Source organism: Thioalkalivibrio sp. ALJ1, assembly GCF_000745395.1.
In the GTDB taxonomy this organism is placed as follows: Bacteria; Pseudomonadota; Gammaproteobacteria; order Ectothiorhodospirales; family Ectothiorhodospiraceae; genus Thioalkalivibrio.
The window spans coordinates 1435096-1459775 of sequence record NZ_KN050684.1 but is presented as its reverse complement, the minus strand read 5'-3'; the positions used below and the strand labels follow the sequence as shown (position 1 = coordinate 1459775).

Annotated in this window: 27 protein-coding genes and 1 tRNA gene; 7 read left to right on the top strand and 21 right to left on the bottom strand. The window is 64.6% G+C overall.

Annotated features, from left to right (window positions below):
• Nucleotides 1-98: 98 nt before the first annotated feature.
• Nucleotides 99-185 (top strand) — tRNA-Leu (locus F462_RS09235).
• Between the two features lie 161 nt (nucleotides 186-346).
• On the opposite strand, the gene F462_RS09230 is transcribed toward F462_RS09235, so the two are convergent.
• The 18 genes from F462_RS09230 to rpoE all read right to left on the bottom strand — a co-directional run bounded on the left by F462_RS09230 (nucleotide 347) and on the right by rpoE (nucleotide 16309).
• A complete protein-coding gene (locus F462_RS09230; RefSeq protein WP_038053550.1) occupies nucleotides 347-1645 on the bottom strand; it encodes an adenylosuccinate synthase in 1299 nt (432 codons plus the stop codon).
• 5 nt (nucleotides 1646-1650) lie between these two features.
• On the bottom strand, nucleotides 1651-2835 hold the full coding sequence (locus F462_RS09225; RefSeq protein WP_038053547.1) for an ATP phosphoribosyltransferase regulatory subunit: 1185 nt from the start codon (nucleotides 2833-2835) through the stop codon (nucleotides 1651-1653).
• A 130-nt stretch (nucleotides 2836-2965) separates the two neighbouring features.
• Complete coding sequence (hflC, locus tag F462_RS09220) at nucleotides 2966-3850, bottom strand: protease modulator HflC (RefSeq protein ID WP_038053544.1); 885 nt, start codon at nucleotides 3848-3850, stop codon at nucleotides 2966-2968.
• Complete coding sequence (gene hflK / locus F462_RS09215) at nucleotides 3850-5064, bottom strand: FtsH protease activity modulator HflK (protein ID WP_038053541.1); 1215 nt, start codon at nucleotides 5062-5064, stop codon at nucleotides 3850-3852. The genes hflC and hflK overlap by 1 nt, the downstream gene beginning before the upstream one ends.
• 153 nt (nucleotides 5065-5217) lie before the next feature.
• Nucleotides 5218-5610 (bottom strand): holo-ACP synthase, encoded by a 393-nt coding sequence (acpS, locus tag F462_RS09210; RefSeq protein ID WP_026181456.1) that lies wholly within the window; start codon nucleotides 5608-5610, stop codon nucleotides 5218-5220.
• 7 nt (nucleotides 5611-5617) lie between these two features.
• Nucleotides 5618-6385 (bottom strand): pyridoxine 5'-phosphate synthase, encoded by a 768-nt coding sequence (gene pdxJ / locus F462_RS09205; protein WP_038053538.1) that lies wholly within the window; start codon nucleotides 6383-6385, stop codon nucleotides 5618-5620.
• Nucleotides 6386-6420: 35 nt separating this feature from the next.
• On the bottom strand, nucleotides 6421-7077 hold the full coding sequence (locus F462_RS09200; RefSeq protein ID WP_038053535.1) for a DNA repair protein RecO: 657 nt from the start codon (nucleotides 7075-7077) through the stop codon (nucleotides 6421-6423).
• Between the two features lie 22 nt (nucleotides 7078-7099).
• The gene (era, locus tag F462_RS09195) at nucleotides 7100-8020 is read right to left on the bottom strand and encodes a GTPase Era (RefSeq protein ID WP_038053532.1); all 921 of its coding nucleotides are present in this window, start codon (nucleotides 8018-8020) and stop codon (nucleotides 7100-7102) included.
• Entirely contained in the window at nucleotides 8017-8694 is a 678-nt protein-coding gene (gene rnc, locus F462_RS09190) for a ribonuclease III (RefSeq protein ID WP_026181457.1), read from the bottom strand. Before rnc ends, era begins: the two co-directional genes overlap by 4 nt.
• Nucleotides 8695-8736: 42 nt before the next feature.
• On the bottom strand, nucleotides 8737-9093 hold the full coding sequence (locus F462_RS09185) for a DUF4845 domain-containing protein (protein WP_038053527.1): 357 nt from the start codon (nucleotides 9091-9093) through the stop codon (nucleotides 8737-8739).
• A gap of 59 nt (nucleotides 9094-9152) precedes the next feature.
• Nucleotides 9153-9923 (bottom strand): signal peptidase I, encoded by a 771-nt coding sequence (gene lepB / locus F462_RS09180; RefSeq protein ID WP_038053523.1) that lies wholly within the window; start codon nucleotides 9921-9923, stop codon nucleotides 9153-9155.
• 69 nt (nucleotides 9924-9992) lie between these two features.
• The gene (gene lepA / locus F462_RS09175) at nucleotides 9993-11798 is read right to left on the bottom strand and encodes a translation elongation factor 4 (protein ID WP_018140321.1); all 1806 of its coding nucleotides are present in this window, start codon (nucleotides 11796-11798) and stop codon (nucleotides 9993-9995) included.
• Entirely contained in the window at nucleotides 11795-12034 is a 240-nt protein-coding gene (locus F462_RS09170) for a glutaredoxin family protein (RefSeq protein ID WP_017940958.1), read from the bottom strand. Before F462_RS09170 ends, lepA begins: the two co-directional genes overlap by 4 nt.
• Before the next feature lie 105 nt (nucleotides 12035-12139).
• Entirely contained in the window at nucleotides 12140-13549 is a 1410-nt protein-coding gene (locus F462_RS09165) for a DegQ family serine endoprotease (protein ID WP_018140323.1), read from the bottom strand.
• 98 nt (nucleotides 13550-13647) lie between these two features.
• Complete coding sequence (locus F462_RS09160; protein WP_038053520.1) at nucleotides 13648-14136, bottom strand: SoxR reducing system RseC family protein; 489 nt, start codon at nucleotides 14134-14136, stop codon at nucleotides 13648-13650.
• Between the two features lie 28 nt (nucleotides 14137-14164).
• A complete protein-coding gene (locus tag F462_RS09155) occupies nucleotides 14165-15148 on the bottom strand; it encodes a MucB/RseB C-terminal domain-containing protein (RefSeq protein ID WP_081911390.1) in 984 nt (327 codons plus the stop codon).
• Between the two features lie 6 nt (nucleotides 15149-15154).
• Nucleotides 15155-15715 carry a sigma-E factor negative regulatory protein gene (locus F462_RS09150; protein ID WP_038053514.1) on the bottom strand — a complete coding sequence of 187 codons (561 nt, stop codon included), beginning with the start codon at nucleotides 15713-15715 and terminating at the stop codon, nucleotides 15155-15157.
• A gap of 12 nt (nucleotides 15716-15727) precedes the next feature.
• On the bottom strand, nucleotides 15728-16309 hold the full coding sequence (gene rpoE / locus F462_RS09145; protein WP_018140327.1) for an RNA polymerase sigma factor RpoE: 582 nt from the start codon (nucleotides 16307-16309) through the stop codon (nucleotides 15728-15730).
• A 144-nt stretch (nucleotides 16310-16453) separates the two neighbouring features.
• Between rpoE and nadB the strand changes: the two genes are divergently transcribed.
• Nucleotides 16454-18094 (top strand): L-aspartate oxidase, encoded by a 1641-nt coding sequence (gene nadB / locus F462_RS09140; RefSeq protein ID WP_038053511.1) that lies wholly within the window; start codon nucleotides 16454-16456, stop codon nucleotides 18092-18094.
• Nucleotides 18095-18299: 205 nt separating this feature from the next.
• On the opposite strand, the gene F462_RS09135 is transcribed toward nadB, so the two are convergent.
• The 3 genes from F462_RS09135 to F462_RS09125 are packed head-to-tail and all read right to left on the bottom strand — an operon-like array spanning nucleotide 18300 to nucleotide 20745.
• Nucleotides 18300-19028 carry a ferredoxin--NADP reductase gene (locus F462_RS09135; protein WP_038053508.1) on the bottom strand — a complete coding sequence of 243 codons (729 nt, stop codon included), beginning with the start codon at nucleotides 19026-19028 and terminating at the stop codon, nucleotides 18300-18302.
• Nucleotides 19025-19948 (bottom strand): nucleoside triphosphate pyrophosphohydrolase, encoded by a 924-nt coding sequence (mazG, locus tag F462_RS09130; RefSeq protein ID WP_038053506.1) that lies wholly within the window; start codon nucleotides 19946-19948, stop codon nucleotides 19025-19027. Before mazG ends, F462_RS09135 begins: the two co-directional genes overlap by 4 nt.
• A gap of 44 nt (nucleotides 19949-19992) precedes the next feature.
• Nucleotides 19993-20745: an MBL fold metallo-hydrolase gene (locus tag F462_RS09125; RefSeq protein WP_038053504.1), complete on the bottom strand. Its 753-nt coding sequence runs from the start codon at nucleotides 20743-20745 to the stop codon at nucleotides 19993-19995.
• A 198-nt stretch (nucleotides 20746-20943) separates the two neighbouring features.
• Between F462_RS09125 and F462_RS09120 the strand changes: the two genes are divergently transcribed.
• From F462_RS09120 to F462_RS09100, 5 genes are all read left to right on the top strand, one after another.
• Nucleotides 20944-21183, top strand: a complete 240-nt coding sequence (locus F462_RS09120) for a BolA family protein (protein ID WP_038053501.1) — start codon at nucleotides 20944-20946, stop codon at nucleotides 21181-21183.
• Between the two features lie 20 nt (nucleotides 21184-21203).
• Entirely contained in the window at nucleotides 21204-21608 is a 405-nt protein-coding gene (locus F462_RS09115) for a hypothetical protein (protein WP_038053498.1), read from the top strand.
• Nucleotides 21605-22159: a hypothetical protein gene (locus tag F462_RS09110; RefSeq protein WP_038053495.1), complete on the top strand. Its 555-nt coding sequence runs from the start codon at nucleotides 21605-21607 to the stop codon at nucleotides 22157-22159. Before F462_RS09115 ends, F462_RS09110 begins: the two co-directional genes overlap by 4 nt.
• 90 nt (nucleotides 22160-22249) lie before the next feature.
• Nucleotides 22250-23461 (top strand): HDOD domain-containing protein, encoded by a 1212-nt coding sequence (locus F462_RS09105; protein WP_038053492.1) that lies wholly within the window; start codon nucleotides 22250-22252, stop codon nucleotides 23459-23461.
• A 7-nt stretch (nucleotides 23462-23468) separates the two neighbouring features.
• The gene (locus F462_RS09100) at nucleotides 23469-24674 is read left to right on the top strand and encodes an HDOD domain-containing protein (protein ID WP_038053491.1); all 1206 of its coding nucleotides are present in this window, start codon (nucleotides 23469-23471) and stop codon (nucleotides 24672-24674) included.
• Nucleotides 24675-24680 lie beyond the last annotated feature (6 nt).

Genomic DNA, 24680 nt, shown 5'->3' with positions numbered 1-24680 from the left:
GGCGCGCAGATTTAAGGCCGCGGGGCGTTGACAGCCTCTCGGCCGCACACTATATTGCGCGCTCCTGAAGCGCAGGACCCCTCAAGGTCCAACCTCGTGCCGAGGTGGCGGAATTGGTAGACGCGCTAGCTTCAGGTGCTAGTGAGCGAAAGCTCGTGGAGGTTCAAGTCCTCTCCTCGGCACCATTTTTCAGCTTCACCAAAACCCTTCTGCTGATCTGGCTCGCGCGGCATCCGAACGGATGACGTCGATTTTTGCGTGTGCGATCCCGATTGAATCGCACATGGGACCCGCGAGGGCAGCCCCGGGCCGGAGGCGACACGCCCCGACCTCGCGGCCCCAAGAATCAGCTGTCGAAGGGATCGCGCAGGACCAGGGTTTCGTCCCGATCCGGCCCAGTGGAGATCATATCGATCGGCACCCCAACCACTTCGCTCAGACGCTCCAGATACGCCCGTGCATTCGCCGGCAGCTTCGCGTATTCGCGGACCCCTACGGTGGATTCCTTCCAGCCCGGCATCTCCTCGTAGATCGGGGTACAGGCGGCATAGGCCTCGGCACCGGACGGGGGCGCCTCGCGGGTCGCGCCGTCATCGCACTTGTAGCCCACGCAGATCTGCACGTTCTCCAGCCCGTCCAGCACGTCCAGCTTGGTCATGCAAAGACCGCTAATGCTGTTGATCTTGACCGCCCGTTTCAGGGCGACGGCATCGAACCAGCCGCACCGGCGCGCACGCCCGGTGGTAGAGCCAAATTCGTTGCCTTGGCGGGCCAGGTGTTCGCCCATGTTATCGAACAGTTCAGTCGGGAACGGCCCGGCGCCGACGCGGGTGGTGTACGCCTTGGTAATTCCCAACACGTAGTCGATATCGCGCGGGCCCACCCCGGAACCGGTCGAAGCCCCGCCAGCAGTGGTATTGGAGGAGGTCACGAACGGGTAGGTCCCGTGGTCGATATCCAGCAACGTCCCCTGGGCACCCTCGAACATCACGTCCTTGCCCTGCTCGCGCAGTTCGTGCAGGCGTCCGGCCACATCGGTGACCATCGGCTGCAGGCGTTCGGCATGGGCGAGGCACTGCTCGAGGACCTGTTGCTGATCTACGGTCGGCGCCTTGAAGTAATGCTTGAGCGCGAAGTTGTGATAGTCCATGACCTCGCCCAGCTTGGCGGCCAGGCGCTCACGATGGAACAGGTCGTCCAGGCGCAAACCCCGGCGGGCGACCTTGTCTTCGTACGCCGGGCCAATACCCCGACCGGTAGTGCCAATCGCCGCCTTCCCACGGGCCTTCTCACGCGCATGGTCCAGCGCCACGTGGTACGGCAGGATTACCTGGCAGGCATCGGACAACCGCAGGCGGTCCGCCACCGGCACACAACGCGCCTCCAGCTCTTCCATCTCGGTGATCAGCGCCTCGGGGGACAACACCACCCCGTTGCCAATCATGCACTCCACGCCTTCGCGCAGGATGCCCGAGGGAATCAGATGGAGCACGGTCTTTTCGCCATTGATGACCAGGGTGTGGCCGGCATTGTGGCCGCCCTGGAAGCGCACGACGGCCGCGGCATCCTCGGTCAGACGATCGACAATCTTGCCCTTGCCCTCGTCTCCCCACTGGCTTCCCAGTACGACTACAAAACGTCCCATCGCCTTCAATGCTCCACTACCGTCCATTGCCCATCACGCCGTTCAAGACGCGCATCCGTGGGAGATTCGTTGTTCTGGCCTTCCAGTTCACGCACCACACGCTGCCCTCGAGCACGCAGGTCCGCAATCGCGGCCTCAAGGTCCGCACCACCCGTAGCCGGCGCAGCGACCGTCTGGCGGGCCGGTCCTTTTTGACCGTTTTCGCGCCGCACAAATGCCCGCAGGTCCGTGCTAAAACCCGTGGCGGCGCGAGCGCGCCCGAAGACGCGCCCAATCTCGTTGTAGCGTCCGCCGCGCGCAATGGCCTGCCCCGAACCCGGCACAAAGGCCGCAAATACCAAGCCCGTATGATAGGCGTAGCCTCGCAACTCGGCCAGGTCCAGGTGCAGATCGAGCCCGGGCTCACTCGCCTCCAGACGGGCAACAACCGCCTGCAGGTGATCCAGCGCCGTGACGACCTCGGTCGGCGCACCTTCCAACGCCTTGCGTGCCGTATCCAGCACGGTAGCATCGCCATTCAAATCCGCCAGCCGCCGCAGCCGCGCACAGGCAGCCGCATCCATCCCGGTGTCCTGCCAACGCGCCAGCGTATCTTCGATCTCGGGCACACTCTTGCGTTGAAGCTGATCGAAGAAATCCTGCTCCTGACTTTCGTCCAGGCCCGCGTCGCGCGCCAGAGCACGATAGATCCCGACATGGCCCAGATCCAGGCTTGTGTGTTCGACACCGCAAACCGAAAGGGTGGCCAACATCAGTCGGATGATCTCGATATCGCTATCCAGCCCATCATGCCCAAACAGTTCGGCACCGGCTTGAAGCGGACTGCGCGAACCGGACCACTCGTCCGCTCGCGTGCGCAGTGCGCTACCGACGTAGCAAAGGCGGTTCGTTCCCTCGACCCGTAGACGGTGGGCATCGATGCGGGCGACCTGTGGCGTCAAATCTGCGCGCACACCCATCATGCGCCCCGTCATCTGATCGGTGAGCTTGAAGGTCTGCAGATCCAGGGCATGCCCCGCCCCGGTCAGCAAAGACTCCAGGTATTCGGCCAGCGGTGGCATGACCAGGTCATAGCCCCAGGTATCGAACTGATCCAGCACCCGGCGACGCAGGGCCTCCAGTCGACGCGCGGCATCCGGAAGCGCCTCTTCCAGCCCATCCGGCAGCAACCAGCGATTGATATCGGTCATCTCGTCCCTATTCGTGTCCTGTGGTGCATCACGCGCGGGCGCCCGGCAAAAGACGGGCCCGGAATGTTCCGGGCCCGATGCGAACGGCCTGCCTCAATGCGGCCGCGGCCGCTTGCTCTCGGAGGCCGAGCTAGCGAGTCGGCAACGGGGCCGGACGTTCACCGCCGGGCGCGTTGAAGAACTGGAAGAACTCGGAGTTCGGTTCCAGGATAAAGGTGCTGTTCTCGCCGCTCATGCTGTTGCGATAGGCAATCAGGCTGCGGTAGAAGCGGAAGAACTCTTCGTCCTCGCCGAACGACTGCCCGAGCGTTTCGGTGGCGCGGGCGTCACCCGCACCCCGGATCTCCTCGGAATCGCGATAGGCATTCGCCAGGATCACGGTGCGGTCGCGGTCAGCACGCGAACGAATGCGCTCGGCCTCTTCCTGCCCTCGGGCGCGGAAGTCCTGCGCCACACGCTGACGCTCGGCCCGCATACGCTCGTACACCGACTCGGAGACCTCCTCCGGCAGGTCCATCCGGCGGATACGCACATCGACCAGATCGATCCCCAACTCCTGCGCAGTCTCCAGCGCTGTCTGACGCACTGCACCCATGATGGTCAGGCGTTCGCCCGCCACAACATCCTGGAGCTCGAAACGGGCAAACTCGTTTCGCATCCCGTCACGCAGGATCTGCGCCAGACGCTCCTCGGCCAGGCGCTCGTCGCCGCGGGTTGCGCGGTAGAACTGGCCGACATCGTCAATCCGCCACTTGGCATAGAAATCGACAATGATGTTTTTCGCCTCGGAGGTCAGGAACCGATCCGGCGGGATGTTCAGCGTCATGATCCGGGCGTCGAATTTCTCGACGTTCTGGATCAGCGGGAACTTGAAATGCAGACCCGGGGCGGGATCCACCTCGCGGATCTCCCCCAGGGCAAACTTGATCACGCGATCACGCTCGTCGACGGTGTAGGTCGACAACGCGACCACGATACCGAGCACGACCACGGCAATACCGGCTATGCGGAACATTAGCGCACCTCCCGCGAACGCTGGGTGGCCGGGCTGCGATCACCCAGACGGCCCGTGCTCGTGCCACTGTTGGTAAAACTACCGCGACTGGTGTCCAGCGGCTGCGGCGTCGGGCCATCACTCGAACGGTTGCCGGTACGCCCGCCCTGGAACAACTGATCCAGCGGGAGCATCATCAGGTTATTGCTGCTCCCGACATCCAGCATCAGCTTGCGCGAATCCTCAAGCACGGCTTCGACCGCTTCCAGGTAGAGACGATCCCGGGTCACTTCCGGGTACTGCTGGTATTCGACCAGCAGCTGGTCGAAGCGGGATGCATCACCCTCGGCACGGGCAATGACCTGGTCACGATAGCCCTCGGCCTCTTCGATGATGCGCGCCGCCTGACCGCGAGCCCGCGGGATCACGCCATTGGCGTAGGCCTCGGCCTCGTTACGGAAACGAACCTCGTCCTCACGCGCGCGGATGGCGTCGGCGAAGGACTCCTGCACCGGTTCCGGCGGCTGCGCCTGCTGCATGGACACGGCGGTCACCACGATCCCGGCGCCATAGGCATCCAGATTCTCCTGCATCACCGTCCGCGCAGTCGAGGCGATCTCTCCACGCCCCTCACCGAGGATGAAATCGAGGTTCGACCGGCCCACTCGCTCACGAATCGCCGACTCCATCACCTGGTTCACGGTGGAGTCGGGGTTACGCACGTTGAACAGGAAGTCGACCAGATCAAGGATGCGGTACTGCACCGCGATATCCACATCAATGATGTTCTCGTCGCGAGTCAGCATCAGCGCGCGGTGTTCCAAAGTACGCACGTTGTCGACGTTCTCGATCTCGATGCGCTCGATGGGATAGGGCAGGTGCCAGCCCGGCCCCGGATTCTTCACTTGCTGGAATTCGCCGAACCGGAGCACGACGCCGCGCTCGCCTTCCGAGATGATATGAAAGCCGGAGGCCAGCCAGACGACCAGGGCGATGATCAAACCAAGGCTGACAAGCGCTTGGGTACCACGCCCCATGCCACCGGAACTGGAACCGTCGGAGCCGCCACTGCCGCCCCCGCCAAAGATCCCGTTCAGCTGACGCGACAGCTTGCGCATCATCTCTTCGAGATCAGGGGGCTGGTTGCCCCCGCCACCGCCACCGCTACCGCGCTGGCCGCCACCACCCCCACTCCAGGGGTCGCGGTTGTTGTTTCCCGGTTCATTCCAGGGCATGGACTGGACTCCGTCACTCACTCAGGGCTGCGCCCGACACGGAATCCAGAGACACCGTGGCAGGCATAAGGGACCACATTCTAGGGAGCCACCCCCGGCCCGGCAAGCGCGCCCGGCGGGGATTGCGGGTATAGGCCCTCAGCGGAGCGTCGATCAGGGTCTGGCGACGCCCGCGGACTCGATAATCACAAACGCCTGGGCGTATTCGCGTTCGTCACTGATACTCAGATGGATCACCCCCGCCCCAAGGCGCTCGGCGGTCGCCCCAGCACGGCCTTCCAGCAAAAACTCCGGGCGCCCTCGACTATCGTGCGTCACCGCCGCTTCCGCCAGGGCCATGTCCGCTCCCACCCCGCAGCCCAGCGCCTTGGAAAGGGCCTCCTTGGCGGCAAAGCGGCGCGCCAGGAACCCGGCGGGATTCTGCTCGGGCAACTCCAGGCGCTCCTGCGGATGCAGGATGCGCTCCGCCAGCCGGCGGCCGTGGCGCTCCCACATGCCCTGCATGCGTGCCACCTGCACCAGATCGGTCCCGATGCCGAGGATCATCGCGCGCTCAGACCGGATACTGTCCGGCCGGCAGCCCTTGCCGCGCGGCATCCATCAGACCACGCATATGACTGACCGCCTCCGGCAAGCCCGTGAACAGGGCGCGGGCCACGATTGAGTGGCCGATGTTCAGTTCGTGGAATACGGGATTCGTGGCAATGGGGCGCACGTTGTCGTAATCCAGACCGTGTCCGGCATTGATGATCAAGCCCATCTGTCGACCTGCCTCGGCCGCATCGTTAATCCCGGCCAGGAGACGTTCGCGCTCGCCCGCATCACGGGCATTGGCGTAGGCGCCCGTGTGCAGTTCCACAACCGGGGCGCCAATCGCCACGGCGGCCTCCAGCTGGCGAGCATCCGGCTCCACGAACAGCGAGACCTCGATCCCGGCGGCCGTCAGCGGCTCGACAAACGCGCGGAGCCGCTCGCGCTGCCCCACCGCATCCAGCCCACCCTCGGTGGTCAGCTCCTCGCGCTTTTCCGGCACGATGCAGCAGGCCTCCGGGCGCAGTTTCAGGGCAATGGCCTGCATCCCCTCGGTTGCCGCCATCTCCAGGTTCATCGGGACCTTGAGCCGGGGTTTGATCCCGAACACATCGTCATCCTGGATGTGGCGGCGGTCTTCGCGTAGATGCAGGGTGATCGAGTCCGCACCGCTCGCCTCGGCCAGGCGTACAGCCTGCATCAGGTCCGGGTACGGCGTATGCCGCGCCTGCCGAATCGTGGCGATATGATCGAGATTGACCCCGAGCTTCAACGGAGCTGGATGCGACATGATGCGGTGCCCTTGTGTGGCTGCGACGCGAGCGACTACAGCAGACCGCGGGTCCGCAGAGGCCGCCCGGCCAGATGGGTGTCGATCAACCAGCGCATGAAATCGCGGCTGACGCGGGCCTGATTATCCGGCACGTCGTGCCCGCTGACCAGCGCCCGCAAGGCGGCACCGGGTATGGTCGCCCCGCGACCGGCGGGTGCCGGTTCCAGACCGGCCTCGGGGTCGTAGCGATACCAGGCGTCCGGGTCGAGCTCTTCCGGATCCACGTGTTCCATCCCGGAATCGAGCGGCGCGAGCAATGCCCATTCGGCTCGCCGGAGCACGGTATCGGCCCGTTCCCCGGCGGCAAGTCGTGCGTACGCCCCCAACAGGGCCGGCAAGGCCTCCGGGATCGGCGCTTCGCGCGGATAAAGCCGGAGAATCAGTTCGTTCAGGTACAGGCCGCAGACCAGCGAACGTCCGGTGAGCGGGAACACGCGCTGCTGCTCGGCCACGCTCAGTGTTGGCAGCTCGCCACGCCCACGCCAGCCCAGATCCAGCAACACGAAGGGCTGCACCGAGCCCGCCTTGCCCCGCACCACGGCCGACAGGCGACCGGATTCGGCGGTCAACAAATCGAGTATGCGACTGTTCTCGCGCAGCGGACGTGCATGCAGTACCACCCCCTGGGTGACGCTGATACCTGCACTCATGGCGCGTCGCGGGACCCGCGCCTCAACGGGACTCTTCGATCCCAAGCTCGCGCAGGGCCCGCGGATTACGCGTCCAGTCCGCCTCTACGCGCACCGTCAAGCGCAGCATCACCTTGCGTCCGAGGAGTTCCTCGAGCTGGATGCGGGCGGCCTGCCCAATGCGCTTGAGCCGCTGCCCGCCCTTACCGATAACGATCCCCTTCTGGCTATCGCGCTCGACCAGGATCACCGCGTCGATATGCGTGGTGCGCGGCTCGTCGGCCCAGTCCTCCACGCGCACCGCCACCGAGTACGGCACCTCCTGCCCCAGGTGCTCCAGCATGGACTCACGGATCATCTCCCCGGCGCGGAAACGCTCGGGGCGATCCGAGAGTTGCTCCGGGTCATACAGAAATGGTCCCTCCGGGATGCGCGCGCGGATCTCGGCGATCAGGCCGTCCAGGTTGGAACCGGTCTTGGCCGACAGGGGCACCACGCCACCATAATCAAAGGCGGCCATGCGCTCTTCGATGAACGGCAGTATCGCCTCCTTGTCGCGGAACTGGTCAACCTTGTTGATTACCAGCAACGCCGGACGTCCGGACTGCCGTATGGTCTCCTCGATCCGCTCGTCCCCAACGCCAAACTGACCGGCCTCGACAATGAAACAAACCAGGTCCGCATCCGCCAGCGCCTGGCTGGCCGTGCGATTGAGGACGCGATTGACCAACCGGGTACGCTCGGTGTCGATCCCCGGGGTGTCCATCAGGACGACCTGATCCGAGCCCTCGGTCACGATCCCGAGGATACGGTTGCGGGTGGTGTGTGGACGTCGGGTTGTGGCCGCCAACTTCTCGCCAACCAGGCGATTCATCAGCGTGGTCTTGCCCACGTTGGGTCGACCGATCAGCGCGACCAGCCCGCAGCGCGTGGCGGCGGACTCGGATCCTTCAGTTTCGCTCATTGTTCCTGTACCTGTTGCAGGCGTTTCAGGGCGGCCTCGGCCGCGGCCTGCTCGGCGCGGCGCCGACTGGAACCCTGGCCCCGCTGCCCCCACCCTTGAGTAGGCAGATGCACGGCCACGGTGAATTGACGTTGGTGATCGGGACCGGCGACCTCCAGCACTTCATAGACCGGGAGATCGGCATTGCGCCCCTGAAGCTGTTCCTGCAGCCGGGTCTTCGGGTCCTTCAGCGATTCGGCCGAAGGAAGATCCTGCAAGCGCTCGGCATACAGGGCCAGGGTAAATTCGCGGGCTGCCTGCATGCCGGCCTCGCGGTAGGTCACCCCGATCAGGGCCTCCACCGCATCGGCCAGAATCGAGTCGCGTCGCTGCCCGCCACTCTTGCGTTCACCCTGCCCCAGATTCAGCGTGCCCTCCAGCCCGGTCTCACGCGCCAGGGCCGCCAGCGACTCGCGATTGACCAGCGCGGCGCGCAGACGGGTGAGGTCGCCCTCCGGCGCCTCGGGCAACTGCTCGTACAGGGCATCGGCGATCACCAGGCCCAACACCGCATCGCCCAGGAACTCCAGGCGCTCGTTGTTGCGCCCACCGGCACTGCGATGGGTCAGCGCCTGACCAATCCCCTCGCCATCGCGCACGGCGGGCGGCAATAGACTGCGGAAATCACGACTCACACAACAACCTGGCACCCGCTGCCGAGAACCCGAACGACCCCATCAGGGAGCAAGGGTCTCGGTATTCGAAAATCGGGCCACGACATCGACATTCCCGAGGAATTCACGACGCACCTCGTACTCCAGATGCAAACGGCGGGTATCACCATTCTCGGTCACACTGAAGTTGTCTTCGTCGATCCCGTCGTACACGGAATTGATCTGAAACCGTCGGTTAATCTCGCGCCACAGCTCTCGCTCGCTCTTCTCGGCGGCGCCGGTCTGGGTGGCCACATCCTGCATGATGGAGCGCACGGTCAGAAACTGGGTGTACTGCGTACCCATCTTGATCACGAAGGTCCCCACCAGCAGCGCCAGAAAGATCAGCGCCAGAATGGTGACCGCGCCAGCGCCCTGCATCGAGTGTTTGGAATGTCGCATCGTTGTCCCGCCCCTGTTGCCACGCCCTTGAGAACGGACTAGCGAATGGCCTGTCCGATCCGGGAAAAGTCCCGATAACCTTCATTGTAATCCCAATGCAGCCAGATGAAGAGCGCCCGACCTACCAGGAGCTCCTCGGCGACAAAGCCCCAAGAACGACTGTCGTTGGAATTGTCGCGATTGTCGCCGACCATAAAGTAATGGCCCTCGGGGACCGTCACGGAGCCGTCCAGGCTGGCCTGCTGCTCGCGCATCAGGGTGTTGTAGGTGCGCCCATCCAGGGTCTCCTCGAACATCGAGGCACCCGACATCACCTGCCCGGACCCCTCGCCTTCAAAGGTGCCCACACGCTCGGCCGGCTGCGGCTCGTCATTCACGTACAGCACGCGATCGCGGAACGCGATGGTGTCACCCGGAAGACCGACCACCCGCTTGATGTAGTCCTCTTGCGGGTTGCGCGGATACTTGAACACCGCGACCTCGCCACGCTCCGGCGCGCCCGTATCGAAAATCTTGGTGCGCGTGACCGGGAGGTGAATCCCGTAGGAAAACTTGCTGACCATAATGAAATCGCCCACCAGCAGCGTCGGCATCATCGAACCGGAGGGGATACGGAACGGCTCGGCCACGAACGAGCGCAGGATCAGTACGATCAGCAGCACCGGGAAGAACGAACGCGAGTAATCGACAAACCAGGGCATCGCCCGCTGACGCTCCGGGCTCCGGCGCCGCCGCAGGATCACCCAGCCCAGCCAGATCAGGCCGGTGACGGCGGTTGCCAGCACCAGGATCAGTTCAAGATTCGCCATGCCGTGTCCTCTGTTACCGGTATTACCGGCCCTGTCTGGCAGGCCGGTGGCCTGCCGACTCGATTGTGATTACTTGTCGTCGTCCACCGACAGTACCGCAAGAAAGGCCTCCTGCGGCACGTCCACCTTGCCGATGGACTTCATGCGCTTCTTGCCGGCCTTCTGCTTCTCCAACAGCTTGCGCTTGCGGCTCACGTCGCCGCCGTAGCACTTGGCCAGCACGTTCTTGCGCAACGCCTTGACGGTAGAACGCGCGATGATCTTGGAACCGATGGCCGCCTGGATCGCAACTTCGTACATCTGGCGCGGGATGATCTTGGCCATGCGCTCGATCATCTCGCGCCCACGGGACTCCGCGTGGTCGCGGTGGACGATCGCGGACAGCGCATCTACCCGGTCCCCATTGATCAGCACATCCACGCGCACCAACGGCGCGGCCTGGAAACGCAACGGCTGATAGTCGAAAGAGGCATACCCACGGGTCGCCGATTTCAGGCGATCAAAGAAATCCAGCATCACCTCGGACATCGGCAGCTCGTAGACCAATTGCACCTGGCGCCCCAGGTACACCATCTTGGTCTGCACACCGCGTTTCTCCACGCACAGGGTGATGACCGCACCCACGTACTCCTGCGGAACCAGGATGTTCGCCTCGATGATGGGCTCGCGAACCTCGGCAATCTCGTTGTTCGCCGGCAGTTCGGAGGGGTTGTGCACGGTGACGATCGCGCCATCGAGCCTTTCAACCTCGTAGACCACCGTGGGTGCCGTGTTGATCAGCTCCAACCCGTACTCGCGCTCCAGACGCTCCTGCACGATCTCCATGTGCAACATACCCAGGAAGCCGCAGCGAAACCCAAAGCCCAAAGCCTTGGAGGTCTCGGGCTCGAAGCTCAGAGCGGCATCGTTCAGGCGCAGCTTGTCCAGCGCATCGCGCAGGTCATTGAAGTCGTCCGAACTAATCGGGAACAAGCCCGAGAACACCCGTGGCTGGACCTCCTGAAACCCAGGCACCGCCTCGCTCGCCGGGTTATGGAAGTCGGTAAAGGTATCGCCGACCTTGGCCCCCGAAATATCCTTGATGGTGGCAATGAGGTAGCCGACCTCGCCCACTTCCAGGGTCTCGCGATCCACCGGTTTCGGCGTAAACACCCCGACCCGGCTCACCTCGTGCGCCCGCCCCACCGACATCGCCTTGATCTTCTGCTTGGCATAGAAGCGCCCAGCCTTGACGCGCACTAACGCCACCACACCCAAGTAATTGTCGTACCAGGAGTCGATCACCAGCGCCTTGGGCGCAGCCTCGGCATCCCCCTCCGGCGGCGGGATCCGGCGTACGATCTCTTCCAGAAGTTCGGCCATCCCCTCGCCGGTCTTGGCGGAGACCCGCAGGGCATCCGCCGCCTCAATACCGATCACGTCCTCGATCTCGGCCGCCACCCGGTCCGGCTCGGCAGCCGGCAGGTCAATCTTGTTCAGGACCGGCACGACTTCCAGGCCCTGATCGATCGCGGTGTAGCAGTTCGCCACACTCTGCGCCTCGACACCCTGGGAGGCATCGACCACCAGCAGCGCACCCTCGCAGGCATACAGCGAGCGCGAGACCTCGTACGAGAAGTCCACGTGCCCTGGGGTGTCGATGAGATTCAACTGATAGCGCTCACCGTCCTGGGCGTCGTAGAACAGCGACACGCTCTGCGCCTTGATGGTGATTCCGCGCTCGCGTTCCAGGTCCATCGAGTCCAGCACCTGCTCCGACATCTCGCGTTCGGTCAGGCCGTTGCAACCCTGGATCAGGCGGTCCGCCAGCGTGGACTTGCCGTGGTCGATATGCGCGATGATGGAGAAATTGCGGGTGAGGCGGGTTTCGGTCATGCAGGGGCCAGTTGGTCCAGCAGTGCCTTTCGGTCGAGGAAATGGCAGCAGAGAATGTCGCCGTCGACCGCAAGCACCGGGACCTTGACGTTAAAACGCGCCTGCAGCTCCGGGTCCTCATCGATATCGACGACCGTAAGCGCGAAAGTATAACGGCTTTTGAGCGCCATGATCTCCGCTAGCATGTCGTGGCAGAGACCACAGCTCTCCCGATGGTAGAGCGTCAGTTCAGTCATGCGGATGCCTGTGAGTCGGCCCAGGCAGGCCCATACGCAGTGGCCGCCGCCGCGAGCCTTCGCACCGGGCGCTGTCGACCCGGGCGAGGCCCGTCCGAAATCGGCTCAATCCCGAGGCACGCGCAAGGCGATGTAAGTCGGGTTGCCGCCGCGGTAGACCAGCACCGGCACCGTGCGGCGATCCCCAACCTCTTCAATCAGTCGCTCCAGGGTTTCTACCGAATCCACCGCGTCGCCGCCGAATTGGACGATCACGTCGCCGGAGCGCACCCCTGCCGAACGCGCCGGATTATCGGTGACCTCTCGCACGACGAGTCCGCTGTCGACATCCAGCTCCTCGGCCTGAGCCGCATCCAGCGGCTCCAGGACCATGCCCAGCAAGCTCTGCGGCTGGGTGGGCTCCGGCTCGCTCGGACGCTGCCCACCGCGCTCGGCGGAGATGTCCTCTGGCAGGCGCTCGATCTCGACGTTGATCGTGATGGTCTCGTCACCCCGACGCACCTCGACCTCGGCCTCGGTACCCACCGGCGTGCGCCCAACAATCGGCGGTAGCGCGGAGGAATTGGGGACCTCGATCCCGTTGAACGAAAGGATCACGTCCCCGGTCTCGAACCCGGCCTTCTTGGCCGGGCTGTCCGCCTGAACGCGCGCGACCAGGGCCCCGGTGGGCTTGTCCATGCCGAAGGAGTCGGCCAGCTCGCGCGTCACCTCCTGGATCAGGACGCCCAGCCAGCCACGTGTGACCTCGCCATGCTCACGCAGCTGCTGGACCACGTCCTCGACCATTTCGATCGGCACGGCGAAGGACAACCCCATGAAGCCGCCCGTGCGGCTGTAAATCTGGGCGTTCACCCCGATGACCTCTCCATCCATGTTCAGCAGGGGCCCACCGGAGTTCCCCGGGTTGATGGCGACGTCCGTCTGAATGAACGGGACATAGTTCTCGGTCGGCAGGTTGCGACCCTTGGCGCTGACGATACCGGCCGTGACCGAGTGATCGAATCCGAACGGCGAACCGATCGCCAGCACCCACTCGCCCACTTTCAGATCAGACGACGAGCCCAGCTTCAGGGTCGGGAGGTCTTCGGCGTCGATCTTGAGGAGCGCGACATCGCTTTGCGGGTCTTTGCCGACAATTTCGGCGTCATACACGCGCCGATCCGACAGATGCACCACCACCTCCGTGGCACCCTCCACCACGTGGTTCGCGGTGATGATGTAGCCGTCCTCGGTGTAAATGAAACCGGAGCCCAGGGAGTTGCGCTCGAAGCTCTCCGGTGCACCGCGACCTTCGCCGCCGGGACCCCCAAAGAAGCGTTCGAACAGGTCTTCGAAGGGGGAGCCCTCGAAGTCCGGCATCTGACTACGATGCGGATTCTCGCGCTCGCGGGTGGTCGCGATGTTCACCACCGCTGGGCTGTGTTCCTCCGCCAGCGGTACGAAATCCGGCAACATGCGTGCCGAGGCCGGCAGGGAAAGGGCCAGGAAGGTCAGGGCCACCAAGGCCCACTGCATCGGTTTCATCATTATCTAACCCACATTGGGAAGTCGTCGATTCATCGCTCTAGAAAGCCGCAGCCACCCACAAGTTCCCGTGGGCAGATGCAATAGAGTCAGGGACGGGGCGTGAGCATGGATCCAGCGGGACGATGGGCCCCGGACTGGGGGTGGCGTTCCAACAATACCGGGGCCAGATCCGGGGCACGGCGGCGTAACCAGGTGCGCACGCCCAACAATCCCAGGGCAAAGCCCAGGGCCCCGGCGAGCAGATGGAAACCTTCGCTCAGCCCCGGCGCCATCAGCATTAACAACGCGGGCGCTGCCACCAACCCCGCCAGCGGCAACAGGTACATGGCCAGCGCGCCCGAGACGAGCGCCTGGTCGCGAATCCCCAGGGTCACGGTATCCCCAGGCTTTAGCGTCCCGGGATGACCGATGGACACCTCTACAGCCTTGCGGCCAAGCACCTCGGACAACACCCCGCTGCCACAGCCGCTGCGGGCCGAACAGCTACCGCAGGTGGACTGGCGTTCAATGCGTACCCGCGCCTCGTAGCCGGTGACCGACAGAACCGTCCCCTGCTCGCGGATCCATTCGCTCATGGCATTCGCTTCGGGTAAGACACGGCAGTCAATCGCCGGCGTGATAGACCGCGGCATCGAGCACGGCCTGCACCGTGTCATGGGGTACGTCCCCCACCGCCGTCACTTGGTGGCCAGCGATCGAACGTGCCGCCCCATGAGTGGCACCCGCCCGGGTTGTACCTTCGAACATCTGCTCACCGCTGGTCTTTTCAATGTAGACCGACACCGAGGCCAGACCGTCGCTCAGCACGAAATGGCGCAGGGAAGACTCATCATCGCCCACGCGGCGATCGGTCGCCGCGATGGCGGTGAAGCCATCCGGAAGCCCCTCGAACAACCAGCCGTCTACGCCGGTGCGTTCGTCCCAGTCCGGCTTCTTGTGCCCGTGATCAGCACGCACTTCCACGCGCTCGGCATCCTCGCGGGTGGCTTGCAGATCAGACTCCGAAACGGTGTCAAGACGCTGGAGATCGGTGAAGGCCAGACGCTCCAGCAGCTTCCCATGGCCATCGTACAGCTCGCTCAGAAGCGGCAGAGCCGTGGACACATCAAGGCAGTAGCGATGACTGTAGCGCAGGGTGTCGCGGGCGCGAGCCAGGATCATGCGGCAATCGAGCCCGGCCACGCGATCCAGACCCATGTCTTTCAGGGCGTAGTGGTCATGACCTTCCAACAGGAAGACCGGCGCGCCCGCCGGCCAGTGCGGAGCACCGGACGAGCTCTCGCCCGCCGGGGCCCGGGCACCCTTCTGGGCGCTCACACGATCCACCGAGCGCAGGATTTCGCGGGCGGGTCCGGTCAACGTCTCGAGGCGTTCGCGATAGCCCCCGTTTTCGGCGGCATGCACAACCCGGATGGTGTCCAGCCGGTCGTCACGCTGGAGCACAAAGGTGCCCTTATAGCTCTGGGCATGCAGGCTGCTGGTCATCCTCTCCAGCCACTCGGCTGGAGACGAATCTCCAGCCAGTAGCGACGGCGGAAGACAGCTAAGCGCAGCGGCAATCAGGAAGAGCGGCAGGCCGCGGCGCATCACGCGTTACTCGTCACCAACCGTGTAGCGGACCCGGCCCAGGGCGGTGGAGCCCGGTCCGGTCAGTTCCGCATGGTTCTCGAGATAGCGGGCAAAGCGCGGGTCCAGCGACTCGCGCTCGACGGCGGGCGCCTCACCCGTGCTGGCGCGCTGCACGCCGTCGGCAATCTGTGCCGGGGCGCTGGTCTCGCTCGCCACCGGGGTCGCCTCGGGCGAACCCGACTCGGGACCGACCATCTGCATGCCGACCAGAGTGACCATGGCCACGGCAGCGGCTACGCCGGTACCCGCCACCGGCTTCAACCAGCGGGGCTGGGCCGGCTTGTCCGCGACGGCCAGCGGGGACTCGTTGGCCAGGGCGGCATGAATGCCGTCCATGAAATTCTCGGGGGCTGTGCGACGCAACCCGCCGCGCAAACTGTCGCCGATCAGGTGATAGCGTTCCCACTGGGCCCGGTCCTCCTCGGACTTGGCCAGTTCATCCATCAGGCGACGCGTCTCGAAGTCATCCGTTTCTCCGTCCACCAGGGCCGACAGACGTTCGTTCTTGGAGACTTGTTCTTTCATGGCGCTACTCGTTCAGTTGTCGTCTAACAACGGACGCAAGGTCCGATCGATGGCCTCGCGGGCCCGGAAGATGCGCGACCGGACCGTACCGATCGGACATCCCATCGTCTGCGCGATTTCCTCGTAACTCAGTCCTTCGATCTCGCGCAATGTGATGGCCATCCGAAGGTCGTCGGGCAATTCCTCGATGGTGCGACGCACCGCCCCTTCAATCTCTTCGGACAACAGCTCCCCCTCCGGGGTTGCACTGTCCTTCAGGGCGGAGTCACCGCCCATCTGTTCCGCATCCTGCGCATCGACCTCGGCCTCGGGCCGCCGCCGTCCCTGGGAGACAAGATGGTTCTTGGCCGTGTTGATGGCGATGCGGTAAAGCCACGTATAGAACGCGCTCTCGCCGCGAAAGTTCGCCAGCCCCCGGTAGGCCTTGATAAAAGCCTCCTGGGACACGTCCAGGGCCGCCGCATGGTCGTGGACATACCGCCCGACCAAGTTGACGATCTTGTGCTGGTATTTCAGCACCAGAATGTCGAACGCCGCCTTGTCGCCTTTCTGAACTCGCTTGACCAGGGCCTCGTCGGAAGCCTTCTCGCTCATGCGGGGACTCCCGCCAGCACACCGGTCTCCGGTAATCTATGGTGCATGGACCGCCTGACTCGCATTAAGTTCGCTTTGCGCACAACACTGTTGCGCAAGGGCCACAATTTGCTCTGGCAACAAGCGCAGCACGTTACCTGACCCATGGGGACAGTACAACAACCGCGCCTGTCGGACGTCCTCGTGATCGGAAGCGGCGCGGCGGGACTTTCCGCAGCCCTGCACCTGGCGCCGCACCGGCGTGTCACTGTAATCAGCAAGGGGCCGGTCGATGAGGGCTCCACCCGCTATGCTCAGGGCGGGATCTCCGCGGTCCTGGACCGCACCGACTCCTTTGATGCCCACATCCAGGACACCCTGGACGCCGGCGCCGGCCTGTGTGACCCGGACGCGGTACGCCGCGCCGTGGCGGCAGGCCCTGAGGCCATCCACTGGCTGCTGAATCTCGGGGTCCCCTTCACCCGCGAGCCCCTGGAGGGGCGCAGCCGGCTGCACCTGACCCGCGAGGGCGGCCACAGCGCCCGGCGCGTAGCGCATGCGGCGGATGCTACCGGGCGTGCAATCGAAGAGGCCCTGGTGCGCAACGCCTCCGGCCAGGTGAGCATCGAAGTCTTCGAACGCCACGTGGCGGTGGACCTAATCACCCAGGTGATCGACGGCCACCGCCGGGTCGTCGGCGCCTACGTGCAGGATGGCAAGACCCGCGAGGTGGAGACCTTCCTCGCCCCCACCGTGATCCTCGCAACCGGTGGCGCCAGCAAGGTCTATCTGTACAGCTCCAACCCGGACGGCTCCACCGGTGATGGGATCGCGATGGCCTGGCGCGCCGGCTGCCGAATCGCGAACATGGAGTTTATGCAGTTCCACCCAACCTGCCTGTTCCACCCCCGGGCCAAGTCGTTCCTGATCTCCGAGGCGGTGCGCGGCGAAGGCGGGGTCCTGGTGTTGCCGAGCGGCGAGCGCTTCATGCCGCGTTTCGATGAGCGTGCCGAGCTGGCCCCGCGCGACATCGTGGCACGCGCGGTCGACCACGAAATGAAGCGCCTGGGCATCGATCACGTGAATCTCGATATCAGCCACCAACCGGCCGAGTTCATCCGCGAGCACTTCCCCACGATTCACGAACGCTGCCTGGAATACGGCTTCGACATGACCCGAGAACCGCTGCCCGTGGTCCCAGCCGCGCACTACACCTGCGGTGGCGTGATGGTGAATCACTATGGCCAGACCGACCTGCCCGGACTGTATGCCGCTGGCGAGGTCTCCTACACGGGCCTGCACGGCGCCAATCGCATGGCCAGCAACTCTTTGCTGGAGTGCCTGGTGTACGCGCGTGCGGCCGCCGATCACATCCTGTCGCAGACCGACCTGCCCACCCCCGAAAAGCTGCCGGTCCCGCCGGCCTGGGACGAATCCCGGGTAACCGAGTCACAGGAAGAGGTGGTGGTCGCCCACGACTGGGACGAGCTGCGCCGGCTAATGTGGGACTACGTCGGCATCGTGCGCGCCCGAGAACGCCTGCATCGCGCCGAGCGCCGCATCCGTATCCTGCAGGAAGAGATCCACGAGTATTACAGCCACTTCCGCATCTCGCCGGACCTGCTGGAGCTGCGCAACCTGGCCATGGTCGCCGAGATCATCGTGAAGAGCGCCCTGTCGCGGAAGGAAAGCCGCGGGCTGCACTACATCCGCGACTACCCGGACACCGATCCGGCCCTGGACGGCCAGCCGACCATCCTGGCACCGGAAAACGCCCTGCGCCCGAGCGACAACCGCCGCCCGTAGGCCGCTCCGTCATTGCGAGTCGCCGCAGGCGACGAAGCACAAAAGCAGCGAAGCTGCGTTGAACGGCCACGGGCCGGCCCGAAGGGCGAGCGGAGCGAGCAATCTCCCAAAGCTGGCAGAGCACTGGGATGCGGTGGCTTGCGGATGCCGATTGCTTCGTCGCGATGCTCCTCGCAATGACGAATCCAGGGCGGCGCCTGGCGCGTTACCACCACTTCTCGTACTTCAGCTGGGCCTCGGGAATGCCCCATTCCGCCAGCAGGGCCGCCATGTCCTCGATGAACTCGCGCGAGCCACAAAAGTAGAACAGCGCATCGCGCGGCAGATCCAGCGACTCCAGCAGCGTGTGACTGATGCGACCCGTGTGGCCCAGCCAGTCCTCGGCCTCGCGGGTTACGGTCAGGCTGACATCGATATTCGGCGCCTCCGCCATAGCGGCGAGCTCCTGCGGGAAGAGCACCTCGTCCTGGTGCGCCACGCTGTACACCAGATGCGCATAGACCTCGGGCATATCGGCGTGGATCGCGCGCAGGATGCCGAACAGCGGGGTCACCCCGATGCCGGCCCCCAGCAACACCACGTTCTTCGCCATTCCAGGCTCGAAGTAGAAGCTGCCTTGACCTGGGGTGATATACACGGTGTCACCCTCTTGCGTGACGCTGTGCAGGTAATGGGTCGCGTGGTGATGGTCGGCGTACTTGATGGCCAGCTGCAGACGGCCATCGGCACGCGGTGGCGAAACCACCGAATAGCCACCGACAAACGGCTTGCCCTCCGGCTGCGGGACCACCAAGTCCAGCCACTGCCCGGCCCTGCTGGTAAACCGCTGCGGATCTGCGGCCAGGGTGAACACCTTGATCAGCGGGGTGACTTGTTCGATCGTCTCGATGCGGGCCGGCAGAAAGTGATCGGGCAATTCGACGGCGTGGCTCATCTCGGGTCCTTGGTCTCGTTTTCCGTTCGCCCACCACGTTCGCGGCGGCGCGCTTCCTGATAAAGGGCCTCCTGGGCATCAAAGTCCAGTTCCCCCAATCCCTGCCCGCGCTCGGCCGCCAGGGCCTCCATGTCCCGAAAGCGGGCCTCGAACTTGCGTGTACTCGCGCGCAACGCGCTTTCCGAATCCACCCCCAGGTGGCGCGCCCAGTTGCTAACGGCGAACAGCACGTCGCCCACTTCCTCGGCGACCCGTTCCGGGGGCTCTCCGTCATCCACTGCGGCCTGCACCTCAGCCAACTCCTCCTCGATCTTGTCGACCACCGGTGCCGGATCGTCCCAGTCAAAACCCAGACGCGCCGCGCGCCGCTGACTCTTCACCGCGCGCGCTAGTGCCGGCAGGGCCAACGGAATATCATCCATGGCACTGGTCTGGGCACGCTCTGCGCGTTCACTGGCCTTCCCCGCCTCCCAGGCGGCCTCGCGCTCCGCGTCCGAGCCGTGTTCGGCGTCGGCAAACACATGCGGATGCCGGCGAACAAGCTTGTCCACGATGGCACGCGCCACGTCGTCGAGATCGAAGCGTCCCCCCTCCTCGGCAATACGGGCCTGAAATACCACCTGGAACAACAAGTCACCCAGTTCGTCGCGCAGCTCGCGGGCATCCCCCGGCTCGCCCTGGTCGCGCGCGATCACGTCGGCCAGCTCGTAGGCTTCTTCCAGGGTAAAGGGGACGATGGTCCCGGCCGTCTGCGCCCGGTCCCAGGCGCAGCCAGAGTCAGGGTCACGCAGACGCGCCATGATCGCGCGCAGGCGATCCAGCGGGCCGAGCGCATCCAGGGAATCAAGCGGGGTGTTGTCGGCCATCGCGGGAGTGTACGAGGTCCGGCGGGCGGGAAAAACCGCCCGGCGGATGAACATTCACAACCCTCGGCCCTGCGGGTGGGTCGAGGGTCACGCCGGAATCAGCCCTGCTTATCGGTCTCGCAGAGACGTTGCTTGTCCTCGGGCAGGTTATCCGGGCAGCTGCCGCAGCCCTCGTTGCCGGGCAGGGCCCAGTCGATCTTCTTGGGATAGGGCAGGTCCATTTCGTCCATGATCTTTACGAACTCGTCTTCCGACTTGCCCTTGCCCAGACGCGGATTGCGCATCTTCTCCTGACCGATCGTCGTGATCTGACGCTCTTCGTAGTCGTGCGCGGGATAGACCAGGGTCTCGTCCGGAAGCGTAAAGAACTTGTCATGAATCGAGTGGTACAGAGTCTTCGCGTCTCCCGACTGGAAGTCCGTGCGGCCACAGGCTTCGATCAACAACGCATCGCCCGAGAACAGCATCTTCAGTCCCACGTGATCCATCAGATAGGCGTGGTGGGCATCGGTATGCCCCGGGGTGTACAGCGGATTGACCACCAGGTTGCCCACCTTGAAAGGCTCGCCCTCGCGCAGGCCGAAATCACGGCAGGGGAGCTCGTCCATCGCCGGCCCGCCGACCTTGCAGCCGGTCTTCTCGCGCAGCATCCGCGCACCGGTGATGTGGTCGGCGTGAATGTGCGTCTCGACCACGTAGTCCAGGCTCAGGCCCATCTCCTGCAGTACGCGCAGATCACGCTCCACGGTCTCGATGACCGGATCGATCAGCGCCGTCTTCCCGGTATCGGGGCAACTCAAGAGATAGGTATAGGTGGACGATTCGTCTTCGAACAGTTGCTTAAAGATCATCGTGTGTTCCTCCATGGCCCGGCGGGCCGCAATGACTTGGTTCAATGCTAGCGAGCCGCACAGGTTCAACCCAAACTACCCCGACTTTCCATGCAGGTGTTTATGGGGAGACGCATGCGCGGCGCGGGCACTTCTGTCCGGAAACCCATCCCGCTATCATGCCCCGATCACCGACACGCACCAACCAGGGGACGCATCATGGACGCCAATCAAGTGGCCAAACTCATCCGCGCCGGCCTGCCGGAGGCCGAAAAGGTCGAGGTCACCGGCGGCGAGGGCAAATTCGAGGCCCTGGTCGTAAGCCCGCAGTTTGCCGGCATGAACGCGGTGAAGAAGCACCAGACGGTCTACGCCACCGTGCGCAGCCAGATCGACTCCGGCGAGGTGCACGCCCTGTCCATCCGTGCCTTCACGCCTGAGGACGCCCCGAACGCCTAAGGCGTTCGCCACGAGCGCCGATGCTGTCACCCAAGGGCCGCGAGGAGATTGAGCGCCTGATCGAGGGCGGCCTGGTCCACGACTGGGGCGAGGCCGAGGCCACCCTGCGCAATGTCACGCGCATGCTGCTGACCACCCGACCGGACCTGCTGCGGCTGTATTTCACACCCGAGGCCTGGGAACAGATCACCGGCTGGCCACAGAAAAAGGCGGCCAATGCCATCATCGCGGCACTGCGCACGGGGGTCGCGGACACCCTCGGTCGCCCCGCTATCGCCAATCGCGAGCAGGCCCGCTTCTACCTGCTTTGCTTCCAGGACGACCTGACCGAACGCGTCGACGCCTGGTGTCGCGAGCATCCCGAGGAGTGCCCGCGCCGCACGCGCAAGCGCAGTACCGCCCTACCGAGCGAGCCCAAGCCGTGAGTAATGCCCCTGTCCTGACCTGCGGCGACCCGGGCATAGGCGATGCCCTCGCGGCCCTGCTCGACCGCTACGGTCTGCAGCTGAAACGGCACCCGGAACAGGCCCCGCTGCCCGGTAGCTGGTGGGGCGAGCCCGAGGCAGGGATCGTCGGCACCACCGTGCACGTACGCCCGGACACCCCACTCCACTCAGCCCTGCACGAGGCCGGTCACGTCATCTGCATGGATGCTGGACGGCGCGCCAAATTGCATACCAACGCCGGTGGCGATGACCTCGAGGAATGCGGCGTCTGTTACCTGCAGATCCTGCTGGCCGACGCGTTGCCGAACGTGGACCGCGAACGCCTGATGCGGGACATGGACGCCTGGGGCTACAGCTTCCGCCTGGGGAGCACGAAGGCCTGGTTCCTCGAGGATGCGGCGGATGCGCGTGCCTTCCTACTGGCCCATGGACTGCTCGACACCGACGACCGCCTGGGTTTCGCCTGCCGCCAGGCGCCGCCGCCAGTTTCCGCGGACGAATCGGATGCTACACTGGCGCCAATCAAATAATCGCCCCCAAGCCAGCAGGCTTCACTGCGCATCATGCGGCGCCGCAACAAGGGGGAATGGATTGGCACAGCACGGATCGGGAACCGCCCCATGGACAGCACCAGCATTGATGCCCTGCTAAAGGACCTGGACCTGACCTCCAGCCTATCGGAGCAAGCCCGCAACGAACTGGCCCAGGCCTGCGAATCCAGGGAACTGGACGCGGGCCGACGCCTGCGCCCGCAGGATGTCGACGACCGCTATCTGTTCCTGGTACAGGGCCAATTGGTCCGCGTCAGCGGCGGCAATCCGTCCCGCATCACCCTCGACGCGGCCGATCCGGACAGCCCGATGCAGATGTTCGATCACAACATTGGTCAGCAGGACTTCATCATCACCGAGAAGCCCTGCCACGTACTAGAGGTCCCGACAGCCGCGCTGGAAAAGGCCCACAGCGCTTCACTGGTGGTGCACGGCACCGATCTGGATGACACCGAAGGCGCCTTTTTCGGCGAGCTTTACGACCTGATCACCAGTAATCGGCTGGAGCTGCCGACCATGCCGGAGATCGCGTTGCGCATCCAGGAGCTGACTAACGATCCGGACGCCGACCTCGACAAGCTGACCGAGGTCATCCAGCGCGACGGCACCATCGCCGGTGCCCTTCTGCACGCCACCAACAGCCCGTTGTTCCGCGCCGCCAAGCAGATTCAGTCGGTGCGCGATGCAGTCAACCGACTGGGCTTTCGCAATACCCGCATGCTGGCGATGAACATGGCCCTCCGTCAGGCTTTCAAGGCCAGACACGCCAGCACCCGGGAGGCGATGGAGGCTAGCTGGAAATACGGTGCCCTGCAGTCGGCCTACAGCTACCTTATCGCCGACTCGCTGAAGCAGCTGGACCGCGAGCGCGCATTGTTGGCCGGCCTGGTCGCCGGCATCGGCGCAGTGCCCATCATTCAATTCGTCGAATTACGCGAGGATCACCCCGACACCGAACGCGTGCAGTCGCTGGTGCGACGCCTGCGCAACCTCGCGGGCGTGCTGGTCATCAACTACTGGGATCTCGGCGGGGATCTCGTCACCGTCGCCGAGCACGCTGGAGATTGGAGCTACCGCACGGATCAACCGGACTACACCAGCATCACACTGGTCGCCGAATGGGCCACCCGCTGCGCCGAGGGCGATACCGTCCCTGACGCTTCCGAGGTCGCTGCATTCGAGGTGCTGGGCATTAACCCACCCGCCCCCGGCGAGCCGATTGCCTTCCTTGAAGAGCGCGCCGAAGACCTGGCGGAACTCCGCGCCATGTTCAACGTCTGAGGTCGCGGTGATCGAGGAACGCCTTACCCAGCTACGACCGCTTGCCGAGCTCAGCGCACGAGCCCGGGAAAAGCTGCTGCAACATGCCCGCACCTTGACGGTGGACCCGGGCTTCAAGCTGCATGCACGCGACGAATTCCGCAGCATGATCTTCCTGCTGGAAGGCCGCCTGATCCTGGCCAGTGGCCGCAATTCCGTAATGTTGCGGGGCGGCAGCAGCGAGTCCCTCAGCCCGCTATTCGAGGCCAACGACTATCACAGCCATGCCATCGCGGCATCCCGGTCGACTCTGGCCATGCTGGACCGCAGGGTCTACGAAACACTGGTCGACGATGGCGATCAGGAGAGCGTCGAGGTCAGCGAAATCGAATTATCCGACCTCGAGGGCGAATTATTCAGCCGCATCTACACCCACGCCTATTCCGGCGAGCTGGCCCTGCCCCAGCTGCCCGAGGTCGCCTTGCATCTGCAGCAGGCCCTGAAGAAACCGGACGTCTCCATCGGTGAGGCCACCCGCATCATCGAGGAGGACCCAAGTGTCGCCGGTCGTTTGCTGAGTGTCGCCAACAGTCCCGCCATGGGCAGCCGCCGCGAGGTCGCACGGCTACAGGACGCGGTGGCGCGGCTCGGGCTGGAACGTACACGTCAGCTGGTCATGGCCCTGGCGATGCACCAGGTCTTCATCCACAGCGACAGTCCGTATCACGACCTTCTTGAGCGCCTGTGGCGCCGTTCAGCCCGCATTGCGGCAATCAGCTGCGTCCTGGCCGACCAATCCGAGGCCGCCGACCCTCAAACTGCCCTGCTGGCCGGCTTACTGCATCGTGTAGGCGCTCTGCCGGTGATTGCCGAAGTCGCCCGCGCCCACCCAGACCGCAGCCCGGAAGAAGTGGAGCGAGTACTGTTCCGTCTGGAAGGCCTGATCGGCGAACTGGTTGCCCAGCAATGGGACCTGGCATCCGATATCATAAGTGCCATTCGCGATTCTGGCGGCCCGGAGAACCCCGAGGCCCACGCCCTGACCGATATCGTGCGAATCGCCCGCGCCGCATGTCCGCGGGATGCCGAAGACGACCCGCTCGCCGACCGCATCCCGCTCACTGACCTGCACGCGGTGCAGCGCCTTGGCTTTGTCGTCGACGAAGACGGCAACCTGCCCGCCATCGATGCCGCACGGCAGGAAGTCGAAACGCTGATCCGCGAGATCGCCTGACTCCGG

Excerpts from the sequence above, each read along its gene's own strand:
- F462_RS09230 (WP_038053550.1), bottom strand. The coding sequence starts at position 1,645 with ATGGGACGTTTTGTAGTCGTACTGGGAAGCCAGTGGGGAGACGAGGGC.
- F462_RS09225 (WP_038053547.1), bottom strand. The coding sequence starts at position 2,835 with ATGACCGATATCAATCGCTGGTTGCTGCCGGATGGGCTGGAAGAGGCG.
- hflC (WP_038053544.1), bottom strand. The coding sequence starts at position 3,850 with ATGTTCCGCATAGCCGGTATTGCCGTGGTCGTGCTCGGTATCGTGGTC.
- hflK (WP_038053541.1), bottom strand. The coding sequence starts at position 5,064 with ATGCCCTGGAATGAACCGGGAAACAACAACCGCGACCCCTGGAGTGGG.
- acpS (WP_026181456.1), bottom strand. The coding sequence starts at position 5,610 with ATGATCCTCGGCATCGGGACCGATCTGGTGCAGGTGGCACGCATGCAG.
- pdxJ (WP_038053538.1), bottom strand. The coding sequence starts at position 6,385 with ATGTCGCATCCAGCTCCGTTGAAGCTCGGGGTCAATCTCGATCATATC.
- F462_RS09200 (WP_038053535.1), bottom strand. The coding sequence starts at position 7,077 with ATGAGTGCAGGTATCAGCGTCACCCAGGGGGTGGTACTGCATGCACGT.
- era (WP_038053532.1), bottom strand. The coding sequence starts at position 8,020 with ATGAGCGAAACTGAAGGATCCGAGTCCGCCGCCACGCGCTGCGGGCTG.
- F462_RS09185 (WP_038053527.1), bottom strand. The coding sequence starts at position 9,093 with ATGCAGGGCGCTGGCGCGGTCACCATTCTGGCGCTGATCTTTCTGGCG.
- lepB (WP_038053523.1), bottom strand. The coding sequence starts at position 9,923 with ATGGCGAATCTTGAACTGATCCTGGTGCTGGCAACCGCCGTCACCGGC.
- lepA (WP_018140321.1), bottom strand. The coding sequence starts at position 11,798 with ATGACCGAAACCCGCCTCACCCGCAATTTCTCCATCATCGCGCATATC.
- F462_RS09170 (WP_017940958.1), bottom strand. The coding sequence starts at position 12,034 with ATGACTGAACTGACGCTCTACCATCGGGAGAGCTGTGGTCTCTGCCAC.
- F462_RS09165 (WP_018140323.1), bottom strand. The coding sequence starts at position 13,549 with ATGCAGTGGGCCTTGGTGGCCCTGACCTTCCTGGCCCTTTCCCTGCCG.
- F462_RS09160 (WP_038053520.1), bottom strand. The coding sequence starts at position 14,136 with ATGAGCGAATGGATCCGCGAGCAGGGGACGGTTCTGTCGGTCACCGGC.
- F462_RS09155 (WP_081911390.1), bottom strand. The coding sequence starts at position 15,148 with ATGCGCCGCGGCCTGCCGCTCTTCCTGATTGCCGCTGCGCTTAGCTGT.
- F462_RS09150 (WP_038053514.1), bottom strand. The coding sequence starts at position 15,715 with ATGAAAGAACAAGTCTCCAAGAACGAACGTCTGTCGGCCCTGGTGGAC.
- rpoE (WP_018140327.1), bottom strand. The coding sequence starts at position 16,309 with ATGAGCGAGAAGGCTTCCGACGAGGCCCTGGTCAAGCGAGTTCAGAAA.
- nadB (WP_038053511.1), top strand. The coding sequence starts at position 16,454 with ATGGGGACAGTACAACAACCGCGCCTGTCGGACGTCCTCGTGATCGGA.
- F462_RS09135 (WP_038053508.1), bottom strand. The coding sequence starts at position 19,028 with ATGAGCCACGCCGTCGAATTGCCCGATCACTTTCTGCCGGCCCGCATC.
- mazG (WP_038053506.1), bottom strand. The coding sequence starts at position 19,948 with ATGTTCATCCGCCGGGCGGTTTTTCCCGCCCGCCGGACCTCGTACACT.
- F462_RS09125 (WP_038053504.1), bottom strand. The coding sequence starts at position 20,745 with ATGATCTTTAAGCAACTGTTCGAAGACGAATCGTCCACCTATACCTAT.
- F462_RS09120 (WP_038053501.1), top strand. The coding sequence starts at position 20,944 with ATGGACGCCAATCAAGTGGCCAAACTCATCCGCGCCGGCCTGCCGGAG.
- F462_RS09115 (WP_038053498.1), top strand. The coding sequence starts at position 21,204 with ATGCTGTCACCCAAGGGCCGCGAGGAGATTGAGCGCCTGATCGAGGGC.
- F462_RS09105 (WP_038053492.1), top strand. The coding sequence starts at position 22,250 with ATGGACAGCACCAGCATTGATGCCCTGCTAAAGGACCTGGACCTGACC.